Source organism: Sutterella sp. (genome assembly GCF_030539355.1).
Taxonomy (GTDB): domain Bacteria; phylum Pseudomonadota; class Gammaproteobacteria; order Burkholderiales; family Burkholderiaceae_F; genus Sutterella.
The window spans coordinates 1-11,290 of the sequence record NZ_JAUNSF010000098.1 but is presented as its reverse complement, the minus strand read 5'-3'; the positions used below and the strand labels follow the sequence as shown (position 1 = coordinate 11,290).

Genomic DNA, 11,290 nt, shown 5'->3' with positions numbered 1-11,290 from the left:
GGGTTGGTCTGAGGCGGGGGAGCTTGCCGCTCAAGTCTGATGAATTTCGGAGTGAATGAGAGATGCTCTCACAAAAGCGCAGGCCGCGGCGTGCCTCGTGACTGCCGGAGGTGCCCGGAGTTTCCCCGATGAGTGATGCGGTCAGCGGCCCGGGGCGGAGTAGAGGCGCGCCGGGAGCGGCTCGAGGCGGCCGTCCGGTGGCGGGTCGTGCGGCATGGCGAGGTAGTGCTGCTCGAGCCGCATCACCTCGTCGCAGTGACGGACGGCGTGATCGACGAGCGTGCCGCTGAGTTTCCACTCGGACCATTCATATGCCGTGAACGGACTCCAGTGCGTCCAGGTCACCCGGCGCAGATTCCAGTGATCCTCGCCGATGCCGGTTTTCCTCGAGTAAAGACACCCGGAGGTGACGACACCGCGGCCGTGGATGCCGCGGCCGTTGCTGGCATAGACCACGTCGCCGGGACGCATTTCGGTCCTGAACCGCCAGAGCGAGAGTGCCGTGCGCCTTCGTCCGCTGCCAGCCTCATTTTTCCCAAGCCGCTTCATGATCTCGTCCGCGGAGGTGCAGCCGCCGAGATTCCTCGTGCGCCTTCCCCCGCCCACCGTCACCACGCCGTGGCGCACCCAGTCGAGCCAGTCCTGGCCTCTCGTACCGCAAGCGATGCGCCAGTAGCGGCGGCGGCTTAGATCCGCATAAGTGAATGCCGTGAGACCGAGCGCGGCCGCGACGGCCTCGGCGTCGGTGAGTTCTTTCCGGTGCTGCGGTTCGGTCATGGCGGGTCCTCCCTGATCCGTGTGACTCGTTGAAGAATGAGAGGAGTTTACGGACCGGACGTAATACAGTCAATCGATGACGCATGGGCGGCGAGGTGTGTGAACCCGGGGAGACGGAGCGCCCCCGCCGGAATCCGCCCGGTGACGGGGCGGGTCATTGACGTGAGGATGAGAGCGCAGGATGACCTGTCGCGGTGCGCACGAGGCGCGGAAGGCGAGCGACCGGTCCTGAGACTCAGGACGGCCTAGCTGAGAAAAAACGAAGGCTTCCGCGGCCATGGGCCTCGCGCCGGTTCCTGGGGCAGAAACTGACTGATGCCGAAGTGTCACTTCGGGGAAACGAAATGTGTATGATTCAGACATCGGCCCGCCTGGGCTCCCGGTGAGACATGATGTTTCTCAGGGTGCCTCCGGGTCATCGGACGGTTCGACTGCCGCTGACTCTCAGGTCACTTTCCCCGCTCCCGCGTCTGATCGGACAGGATCGGACGGTAGCGGTCCCATTCAGCCGCACCGTCCTGGGTCAACCACTTGTCTCAACCCGGAAAAAAAGAAACATGCCGGAGAAGAAATCAAAACAACAGCAGAACGAGGAATTCGCCCCCGACAGCCCGCGCGCGTTCGACCGCGGCCTCAGGGCCCTTCGCCACAGGCGGATCGCCTGGCGCAGATTTGACGGGCTCGACGTGAGGCGCATCGCCGCGGACCGCCGCGTCACGCTCGCCGATCTCGCGTCGCTGATCGGCGTCTCCCGCCGCAGCGTCTACCGCTGGATCGCGGATCCTTCGTCGATGACGCTGCCGATGTGCGTCGCGCTCGCCTGGTTCGACGTCATGGGCGAAAACGTCTTCCACGTGATGACCGAGGAGGCGCGCCGCATGGACGCCGCGAGAGGAATCGAACCGGAGGAGCCCGTGGAGCCTCCGAAGCCCGCGGGGAAGGGCACGAAGGCCGGGAAGGACGACGGCGTGCCGAAGGTCTTCAGTGCGGAGGATGTCGTCAGGCTCAGGGACCGTCTCGACGTCTCGCGCAAGGAGTTCGCGGCCGCGCTCGATGTTTCCGAGAGCACCGTCGCGAAGTGGGAGCAGGGCGACGGCGTCGCCAAGGGACCGGCTCTCATCCTGATGAGGCTTCTCTGGAAGAAGGTCCTGAAGACGTACGACCTCTCCTGATGAGGTGAGAAGGCGAGGAGGCCCGGTGAGATCCGGGCGGCCCGGCGGCACCGGCCCCTGGGGCCGGAACCTCTTCACCGGCGGCGGGACGCCTGCGTCAGATGACGCGCTTCCTCGGGAGATTGCGCCTCGGGAAGCGCCGTTTCAGGTCGTCGCCGTAGAGGAGCCAGTCTTCGCTTACCTTGAAGACCTCGGCGAGGAGCTTGAGGTTCTTTCCGGCGGGCGGCGTCGTGCCGTTCAGCCAGTTGCGCACCGACCTGTCGATCACGCCGATCCTGCGGGCGAGTTCGGGCGCCGAGAGATCGTGGCGCTCCATCAGCTTTCTGAGGCGCTCCCCGATCGTTCCCCGGGGGGCGTCGCCGTAGCGCGAGGGCTCCGGCTCCACACTGAGGTGGCGCCTCACGTACGCCTCGAGCTTCTCGGCCTCCTCCGAGTCCGGCGACGCCGTCCGGGCGAGCCAGGCGGCGAGCCGCTCGCCCTCGACGCCGATGCGGCCGCCCATGGTGCCGGCGTCGAGACCGGTGAAAGTCATGTACTGCTTCAAGAGGCGAATGTATCGGGCGGCGGGCGATGCCCTGACTCCTTCCGCGAGGCCGGGCTCCCGGACGGGGCCGCCCGTGATCGTGTCCTTTTGGACAGGGCGGTCCGTCCTTTCCGTCCTTTCCGTTTGTTCAGTGACGCCGGGCGCCCGCGGGAGCTCCTCGGCGGAGCGTTCCGGGACGCTGATGGTGATGGTCCTTGTCCTCGGATCGTATGTTTGGACTGTCCGCGGCGCGGGTGTCTCCCGGGGGGCCTTCTTCAGGACGCGGGTGACCGTCCAGCGGCTCACGCCGACCGCCGAGGCGGTCTCCGTCACGGACTTCCCTGAGCGGCGCATGGCGACGATCCTCTCGATCTCCGCGTCGGTCAGGTAGTGACCGGAGGTCCAGACGGGCACGGCCGCGTCCATCAGATCGCGCCAGGCCGGCAGGGCGCCTGCGGTGACGGCCGCGGCGAGCTCCGGGTCGCTTTTAAGGGCGGCGCCGAGGTGCGTGATCGTGATGCCGAGGATCTCCGCGCTTGTCTCCGGCGCGGTTCCGCCGCGGATGAGGCTGATGAGGTCCGCCGTCTGCTCCGCGGTGATGACCGAGTAGTTCTCGCCGAGGCGCTTCCCGGTGACGCTCTCCCAGTGTCTGACGACGGATCGCTCAGTCACGCCGAATGCCCGGGCGGCCTCCAGCGGGCTCACGCCCTTCCAGCGGAGCTCGATCAGTTCGGCGATCTCAGCCTCGCTCAAGTGCCTGCCGGCGTGTTCCTTGAGGCCCGCGGCCTTCCAGTGTTCGAGGACGGTGCTCCTGTGAACGCCGACTATGTTCGCGGTCTCCCGGGCGTTGAAGCCCTTGCGCCCGAGACTGAGGATCTGATTTTTCCTTGCGATCGAGAGAGGTGCGCCCATATGAATTCCCAAAGGTCGTGCTGCAGCTGCTGCGGCAGGAGTCTACGGGCGCCGCCGGGCGGTTTTCAACGTCTTTGACCCGGAAATTTCGCTCCCCGCGAGTGTCATGTCATGACCGGAGGAAGGTTCTGAGAACGTACGGCCTCTGAAGAGTCCCGAGGAGGCCCGGCGGGTTCGGCCGGACTCGTCGCGGGCAGTCAATGTGAACGGGCGCACGGGACTGCAGCCGTGCCCGGGCTTCCGGTCCGCTTCCGTGACGGGCTTGGGAGGGCGGATCCTCTTCACCGGGGCGGAAAGCAGACGTCAGACGTCGCGCTTCCACGGGATATTGCGCCTCGGGAAGCGGCGCTTGAGGTCGTCGCCGTAGAGGAGCCAGTCTTCGGCTGCATTGAAGACCTCGGCGAGGAGCCTGAGGCTCTTTCCGCTGGGTCTGGTCCTGGCCTTGAGCCAGTTACGGACGCACGCATCGCTCACGCCGATCCTGCGGGCGAGCCCGGGCACCGAGAGACCGTCGCGGACCATCAGCTTCCTGAGGCGCTCCTCGAACGTGCCCGGGGCGGTCCCGCAGCGGGGCACGGACGGGCGACCCGACCTGATGCTGCGCTTGACGAACATCTCGAGTTTCGCGGCCTCTTCCCGGCTGGGCGACGCCGTGCCGGCGAGCCAGGCGCTGAGCCGGTCGCCCGCGACGCCGATGCGGGTGCCAAGAGTTTCGGCGTCGAGACCGCTCCACGTCATGTATTCGCTGATCCGGCGAATGAATCCGGCGGCGGGCGGTGCGGCGGGCGGGGTGGCGAGCGGTCCGGCGGGCGGTGCCCCGTCCCTGTCCGGGAGGCCGGGCTCCGGGACGGGACCGGCCTTGAGCGCCTTCTTCAGGATGCGTCGGACCGTCCGTTCAGCAACGCCGAGCCTGCGGGAGATCACCTCCGGGCAGCTTCCCGCGTCACTCATGGCGACAATCTGTTTCCTCAGATCGTCGGAGAGGATCGTCCGCGGCCTGACTGTCTCCAGGGCGGCGTTCCTCATGATGCGGGAGACCGTCCTCTCGCTCACGCCGAGCGCCGAGGCGGTCTCCTTCAGGGACTTTCCTGCGCGGCGCATGGCGACGAGTCTTTTGATCTCCTTGTCGCTCAGGTAGTGCTTGGTGGTCCAGACGGGCACGGCCGCGTCCATCAGGTCGCGCCAGGCCGGCGCGACGCGCCAGGCCGGCAGGCCGTCTTCGGTGACGGCCGCGGCGATCTCCGGGTCGCTTTTAAGGGCGGCGCCGAGGTGCGTGATCGTGATGCCGAGGATCTCCGCGCTCTTCTCGGGCGCGTATCCGCTTCGGATGAGGACGATGAGCTCCGAGGTCTGATCCGCGGTGAGCACCGAGTATTTCTCGCCGAGACGTTTCCCGGTGACGCGCTCCCAGTGCCTGACGACAGATTGCTCAGTCGTGCCGAATTCCCGGGCGGCCTCCCGCGGGCTGAGGCCCTTCCAGCGGAGCTCGATCAGCTCGGCGATCTCATCCTCGCTGAAGTACCTGCCTTCGCGACTGATGATCTGATTTTTACCTGTGATCGGGAGACGTGCGCCCATTGGAATTCCTCCTCGGTCCTGCCGCAGCTGCTTCGGGTTCAACTAGTAGGCGGAAAACTTAGAATATCTACCACCGACCTCAGTACAGGAGGCCGCCATGACATTGTGCAGCATCTCAACGATTGCAAAACACTACGGAGTCTCTCCGAGCACGATCCGCAGGTGGGTTGAGAGGGGATACATAAAACTCGCCGGCAGGACTTTCGGTGGACACAGACGCTTCCAGCACCCGGCCGACAGTGATGCTGTCACATCTGGAGAGCGAAAGGTTCTTGGCTACGCGCGCGTCTCTTCCCATGATCAACGATCCGATCTCGGTCGCCAGATCGATCGTCTGAAGTCGCTCGGCTGCGACGAGGTGCTCTCGGACATCGGTTCGGGGCTCAACTGTCGAAAGCCAGGCCTAAAGGCACTTCTGCGCCGACTGCCTGGCGGCCGTGTCAGTTCGCTTGTCGTGCTCCATGAAGACAGGCTGCTGCGCTGCGGCGTTGAACTCATCCGATTCCTTTGTTCAAGGATGAAGACGGAACTCAAGGTCATTGAGGCGCCGCCCGAAATCTCCTTCGAAATGGAACTTGTCAGGGACGTCACCACGCTCATGACGGTCTTCGCTGCACGCATGTATGGCAGGAGATCCCACCGTAACAAGCGGCTGACTGCAAGCAACGCCGTTAACAGAAAGGTTGCGTGAAAGTGTACTTTCCCGGCTGATGCAATAAACTTTCAGCCCGAACGCAACCCAAGCACAGGTTCACGTACCAAATGACCAGCCAGCTTCAGAAGATTTTCGATGCGCGATTCGTCAAGCATCAGGACATTGCCGAGCGCTTCGGCGTCAGCCGCCAGTCCATATCCCAGTGGGTCAGACGCGGGAAGCCTTCACGCAAGTACCTCATGGACCTCGCCGCGTATCTTGACGTGACGCCCGAGCAGCTCGTCGGCATCGAGCCGTTTGTGACGGCGGCTGAAATGAAGGTAAAGCGCCAGACGATCGAGTCCCGGCCCGGGTGGGTGATTCTCGCCGCCCCCGAGCGGTACACCCGCGGAGACGAGCCCGATCCGCCCGGAGAGGTCGGTGTGCTCGGCTCCGGCGAGTTTCCGGAGGATTTTCTCCGCACCGTAGCCGGCGTGAGCGAGATCCGACCGAACCAGTTCGAAATTGTCAACATTCTGAGCGACACCATGGATCCGACGCTCCGGCGCGGCGGTTTCTGCATCGTTGACACCCGCCAGACCGAACTCAAGCACGACGGGCTCTACATGATCGTGTCGCGCGGACGCAGCTTCATCCGGCGCGTGCATGCCGATCTTGACGGTCGCCTGATCTTCAACTGCGACAACCCGAAGTATCCACAGGATGTCGTCATCAGGGAGGCGCTCAACTCTGTCTCCGTCCATGGCCGGATAGTCTGCGCCTTCAACGGACAGCGCCTCTGACGCTCCTCGCCCCCTCACAAGCCCGCCTCCGGCGGGCTTTTTCGCGCCTGAAGATTCCCAATCTCTTCATAACGGCGTTATAAATGACAGTACTCTTGACATTTCTCTGACAATTAGTTAACTTAAGAGCACGGCTGATCAGTGATGATGATTGTCACTGGATTTAATTAGAATGTATCTATAGATGCGCAGTCAATGCCAGTTGATTGCCTTGAAATTTCTTCACCCTCTTACCTTCAGGATCGGCAATGCTCACTTCCACTTCGAATCGCGTCCCCGGGAAAGACACGACCGATGCCGGCCGTCTCTGCGTCGAACGTCCGCAGAACGACCGCGCTGACACCGCGGCCTCCGGGACGGTCCATGGCACGAAGCTGTCCGCCGCGAAGAAGAAGGTAAATCTCCTTCAGGCGACCGTCGTAGAGCCCGCGAAGACCGCAGAAGTGCTCGGGCTCAGTGCGCTTGCCGAGGCGCTTCAGGAGGTACCCGAGGAAACTGTCTCCCGCTGCCTTGAGAAGCAGAAGAAGAAGTTTGTGAAGAAAGGTGGGCAGAAGACGGTGCGGATCGAGATCTACCGTACGATCGTCCGTCAGATCGACACGTCGCGCGTGTCCGAGGAGGATCTCAATGAGGTCAACGGCGGCCTTGACGCCTCCTGCATGCAGCGGCGCGACTTCGCCGAGATGCTCAAGCAGAAGAAATACCGCCGGTTCTGCATCGGGAACAACTGGCAGAAGCTTCGCAAGCTGCTCAATGATTCCGGTTTCGAGAGCCCCTACGGCCTTCAGACACATCCGTGGCAGATGGCCCTGAAGGGAGCCGCCCAATTGGTCAACAGATTCTGGTGCGGCAAACAGTCGCAGATCCTCGCGAAGATGGCGAAGTCTAAGTTCTTCGCCCGACTCTCCGATAAAGAGCAGGAGTATGTCCGGCATTTGCTCGCCGACCTCCGCACGGAATTCTTCGACGTGCTTGAAGGCAAGGTGCCTGACATCAAGAAGTTCAAGGAAATCCCGTTCGAGAAGCGCAGGACGATCTGTCGCCGGATCCGCAAAGTCTTCAACCAGGTGTTCAGGCAGCTGCCGGTTGTCAGGAAATTCTGCTCGCAGGACCTTGACGAGAGCTGTTGGAGGCCCGAGGAAATTGACGGCGAGCAGTTCGTCTGGCTGACCACCCGGAATAAGGGCGAACGCGCTTGTCTGCCGCTCAAGGGGCACGGTCATCTCAAGCACGGTGACGCCAGACTGGTGAGAACCGATGAGGGGCTGTTCTTCCATCTCACGGTGCTCGCCAGAGTGAGGAAACTCAGGAACGTGCCCAAGGCCGCAGAAGGCAAGGTGTACTGCCGCGCGTACGACCAGGGCGTCACGGAACTGACCATGAATGACCACGGCGTGTCCTTTGGCGTCGGCTTCGGTGAGTACATCTCAAGGAACGCCGAGAGGCTGAGCAGGAAGCAGGCCGGCCGCCAGAGCGTGGATGCTGTCTACAGGAAGACCGGGAGCAAGGCGAAGCGGCGGAAAATATTGAAAAACAACAAGGGGGACAAGGGATGGAACAAGCTGACACGGAAATGCAAGGGAGCGCTGAAGACTTTCGTCAACACGAGCATCAATCAGATGGTCAGGCATGATCCGGCTGATGTCTGGGTGTTCGAGAAGTTCGGCAGGCAGTTCACCATCAACAAGAACTGGCCGGTCTGGGTCAGGCGGCTGATGGCCCTGTGGGGGCGCGGCTATACCAACGAGCGTTTTACGTTCAAAGCCACCACCAATGGGATACGGATCGCCCGCGTCGCAGCCGCGTTTTCGTCGCAACAGTGCCCGAAGTGCCTAGCGTTTTCGAGACACAGCAGAAATGGAGATTATTTCAAATGCATCGACTGCGGATCCAAGTTTCATGCTGATCAGGTTGGAGCGGTGAACATGCTTCGCCGACTGCACAGCAGGAAGTGGAAGAAGAGGATGAGCGTCAGAAACGCGTGCAGGGCGGCGATCAATGAGTACGTTGAGCGCTGCGCCGAGCGAGGCGTCACCGCGCTCCCCGAAATCGTGAACCACATCAAGAAGTATGAACAGAACCCAGTGAACAAGGAGAAGAAGGCAAAAAAGCCGCGCCGGGCGAAGGCCCGGAAGGCCAAGACTGCCTGAGGAACAGAATCAACAACAAATCGAAGAGATGCTTGTGACTTGTGCATGAGCCTCTCTTATCCCCAACCCCCCGGACGCGGATGCTGAACGGTTTAGCCTTGCTTGAGTCACGGCAGTGGCTCAAGGTCGGGCCACCGAGCTTGCGGCCCGTTCACCTGCGTACGGGGATCCAACATTGTCGTAATGTCGACAGGCGCGAGGAGGAAGGGGCCTTGCTCTCCAAAGGAGCATTGTTCTCAAACCGTTGCAGCGCCGACTCCCCCGGGGCACGCATGCTGCCGTTTATGTGACCCGAAAGGAGTTATACCAGTTCAGCCTGGGGTGAAAGATTCGGTTGAATTGTGCCAACGGCAGGAGTCTACGGGCGCCGGCGGGTGGTTTTCAACGGCTTCGGCGCGGAAATTTTCTTCTTCCCGAAGTGTCATGTCAGGAAGGTGACCCGGATGATTCGCGCGGGGAGTGATGCGCCCGGTCCCGCGTCAGCCGCGGCACGGGCGGCCGCGGGCGTCCCAGGGACCGAAGATTGTCTCCTCGCTTTCCTGCTTGGGGGCGTCCTGCGGAAGACATGCGGAAGACGACGGGGATCCCCCGGATGTGAGAATATTTCCTGCTGCGGTCCGGGATTTCCTCCGGCGCCGCCCCCGCACCGTCTCCCGACACGCCTCATGACAGCCACAGACCGCCAGAACGACCGCCTCACCGAACGACTCGGGATTCTCCTCTCCGAACACGGCCTCACCCCCGGGGACCTCTTCGAGCGCCACGGCATCCCGGTCACGCAGGTCGCCCGCGAGATCGAGAGCGGCTCCGCAGCCGGCGAGGAACTCCTCGCGCTCCTCGCGAAGACGTTCGAGGTCTCGCCCGGGTGGATCCGCACCGGTGTTCACCCGCCGCTCCCCTCGGGCGAGCCGGTCACGATGATCCCCGGGGATCCCGACGGCCCGGAGGCCCGCGCGGAGTTCGCAAAGCGCTTCACCGACCTCTCGCAGAAGGCCGGCTTCACGACCGGCGCGAAATTCGTCGCACACTTCCGGGTCTCGCGGGGCAGCTGGCAGAAATGGCATCTCGGGCTCGGCTTCCCCCGCCCCGCGCAGGTGAAGGCATTCGCCGAGGCGTTCGGCGTGCGGCCGTCGTTCCTCCGCCTCGGACCCGCGTGCGAACTCACCGGTCCCGCAGCCGCGCGCCGTCTTCCTCCCGAGGGCTTTCACGCGGAGCTCCCCGCGCGCACCCGCATCTTTCTCTGGCGCGTCACGGTGCTCCTCGCCGACCGCGGGCTCACCCGGGGCGAGTGCGCCGGGATGGGCGGCCGCTCCAAAGCGCCGCTGACCGCCCTCTTCGGCGGCAGGTACGCGCCGGAGGACGTCGACTGGCTCGCCGAGGTGCTCCGGACTTCTCCCGAATTTCTCTTCACCGGCAGGGAGCGCGGCTCTGAACCCGCTCCCCCGCCGGCCGTGCCCCTCGAGACCCTCGCGGAGCGAATCCGGCCGCTCCTGGCCGGGGCTGAGGCCGAGGCCTCGTCCTCCTCGTCAGCTGTCGACGCCATCCCCGGGAATCCCCCCGTGACGCCCGAGGGGGCGGCTCCCGCTCACCCCGCCGCGGACACAGGCGCCGAACCTGCCGCTGCCCCCGGCCCGGATCCCTCTGCGCTCCTCGCCGACCCCCAGGGGGAAGCCGTGCACCGCGCATTCACGGCTCGCATGAGGCGCTTCCTCGCGGACTCCGGTCTCACGCGCGAGGCGTTCGCGCGGCACCTCGGGCTCAAGTACGTCACGCTCACCGCGTTCCTGAACGAGCGGGGCCTCCCTCAGCCCGCCCGCCTCGTGACCATGGCCCGGGCGCTCAGGATCCGCCCCTCGGTCCTTCTCTGGGGGAAGGCGGCCGACCTCGAGGATCCCCGGAATCCCCTCGCGCGGCACGCAACCTGGCGGCTCCGGGTGCTCATGGCCGACCACGGCCTCACGATGCAGGAGCTCGGGCGTCGCTGCGGCTGCACCCTCGACACCGTGAGCCTCTGGTTCACGGCAGGGGCACTGCCGCGCTCGCCCGGGAAAGTCGCCGCGGCGCTCGGCACCACCGTCGATTTCCTCTTCCCCGCCGGGGTCGACAGAACAACGGGCGCGGCCGGGACCGACTCCGCCGCGCGGACGCCCGTTCCCCCGCGGGAGGCCTTCCGCGGGCGCCTGAAGGCCCTTCTGCGCGCCCGTGTGATCGGCGTCGCCGAACTCGCGCCTCTCCTCGGGGTGAGCGGGGACGTGCTCTGGAGCTGGGTCACCGGCCGCAGCCTGCCCTCGCCTGAGGCGATGGCTGATCTCGCCCGGGTGCTTGGCGTCGATCCGGAGTGGCTTGAGGGTGGCTCCGCAGAGGGCGGCCCCCGCTGGCTCCCTCCGGAGCCCGGCCCGCAGGCCTTCGGCGGGCGCTTTTCCTCGCTTCTTCGGGAACGCGGACTCACGCCCGAGACCTTTGCAAATCTCGCCCGACTGAATAGCGCCACGGTCCGGCGCTGGGCCGCCGGGAAGGTCCTGCCCCGCCCGGACGCGGCGCGCGCGGCCGCCGCGATTCTCGGGGTAACGCCCGCGATGCTCATCCACGGCGTCGACACGGGCGCCTGGGAGTGCCCGGTGCCGGTCGTTCTCAGCGAGGCGGCCGAAACCTGGATCCGGGAACACCGGACTCGGGGCCCGGCACCGACGGCCGGGCTGCAGCCCCTCTGCGATGAAACGTCCGGTGAGAAGCCCGGTGAG

The 11,290-nt window shown here is 64.7% G+C and carries 8 protein-coding genes; 5 read left to right on the top strand and 3 right to left on the bottom strand.

Translation table 11 applies throughout. The features are described from left to right. Positions 1–141: 141 nt before the first annotated feature. Positions 142–777, bottom strand: coding sequence for a hypothetical protein (locus Q4F91_RS11055; RefSeq protein ID WP_303337678.1), 636 nt, complete (start codon positions 775–777; stop codon positions 142–144). Between the two features lie 557 nt (positions 778–1,334). On the opposite strand from Q4F91_RS11055, the gene Q4F91_RS11050 reads away from it, so the two are divergent. Next, positions 1,335–1,949, top strand: a complete 615-nt coding sequence (locus Q4F91_RS11050) for a helix-turn-helix domain-containing protein (RefSeq protein WP_303337676.1) — start codon at positions 1,335–1,337, stop codon at positions 1,947–1,949. Between the two features lie 97 nt (positions 1,950–2,046). Here Q4F91_RS11050 and Q4F91_RS11045 read toward each other — a convergent pair whose 3' ends face one another. After that, positions 2,047–3,384 (bottom strand): helix-turn-helix domain-containing protein, encoded by a 1,338-nt coding sequence (locus Q4F91_RS11045; protein ID WP_303337674.1) that lies wholly within the window; start codon positions 3,382–3,384, stop codon positions 2,047–2,049. Between the two features lie 303 nt (positions 3,385–3,687). Beyond that, positions 3,688–4,962 carry a helix-turn-helix domain-containing protein gene (locus tag Q4F91_RS11040; RefSeq protein ID WP_303337672.1) on the bottom strand — a complete coding sequence of 425 codons (1,275 nt, stop codon included), beginning with the start codon at positions 4,960–4,962 and terminating at the stop codon, positions 3,688–3,690. Positions 4,963–5,059: 97 nt separating this feature from the next. Here Q4F91_RS11040 and Q4F91_RS11035 point away from each other — a divergent pair, with 97 nt between their 5' ends. From Q4F91_RS11035 to Q4F91_RS11020, 4 genes are all read left to right on the top strand, one after another. Further along, the gene (locus Q4F91_RS11035) at positions 5,060–5,653 is read left to right on the top strand and encodes an IS607 family transposase (protein WP_303337670.1); all 594 of its coding nucleotides are present in this window, start codon (positions 5,060–5,062) and stop codon (positions 5,651–5,653) included. Positions 5,654–5,724: 71 nt separating this feature from the next. Further along, positions 5,725–6,399, top strand: a complete 675-nt coding sequence (locus tag Q4F91_RS11030; protein ID WP_303337668.1) for an XRE family transcriptional regulator — start codon at positions 5,725–5,727, stop codon at positions 6,397–6,399. 248 nt (positions 6,400–6,647) lie between these two features. Then, positions 6,648–8,549 (top strand): zinc ribbon domain-containing protein, encoded by a 1,902-nt coding sequence (locus tag Q4F91_RS11025; RefSeq protein ID WP_303337666.1) that lies wholly within the window; start codon positions 6,648–6,650, stop codon positions 8,547–8,549. A 665-nt stretch (positions 8,550–9,214) separates the two neighbouring features. Next, a partial coding sequence (locus tag Q4F91_RS11020; RefSeq protein ID WP_303337664.1) for a helix-turn-helix domain-containing protein occupies positions 9,215–11,290 on the top strand: 2,076 nt, incomplete at its 3' end.

Coding starts and splice junctions, on each gene's coding strand:
- Q4F91_RS11055 (WP_303337678.1), bottom strand. CDS start 777: ATGACCGAACCGCAGCACCGGAAAGAACTCACCGACGCCGAGGCCGTC.
- Q4F91_RS11050 (WP_303337676.1), top strand. CDS start 1,335: ATGCCGGAGAAGAAATCAAAACAACAGCAGAACGAGGAATTCGCCCCC.
- Q4F91_RS11045 (WP_303337674.1), bottom strand. CDS start 3,384: ATGGGCGCACCTCTCTCGATCGCAAGGAAAAATCAGATCCTCAGTCTC.
- Q4F91_RS11040 (WP_303337672.1), bottom strand. CDS start 4,962: ATGGGCGCACGTCTCCCGATCACAGGTAAAAATCAGATCATCAGTCGC.
- Q4F91_RS11035 (WP_303337670.1), top strand. CDS start 5,060: ATGACATTGTGCAGCATCTCAACGATTGCAAAACACTACGGAGTCTCT.
- Q4F91_RS11030 (WP_303337668.1), top strand. CDS start 5,725: ATGACCAGCCAGCTTCAGAAGATTTTCGATGCGCGATTCGTCAAGCAT.
- Q4F91_RS11025 (WP_303337666.1), top strand. CDS start 6,648: ATGCTCACTTCCACTTCGAATCGCGTCCCCGGGAAAGACACGACCGAT.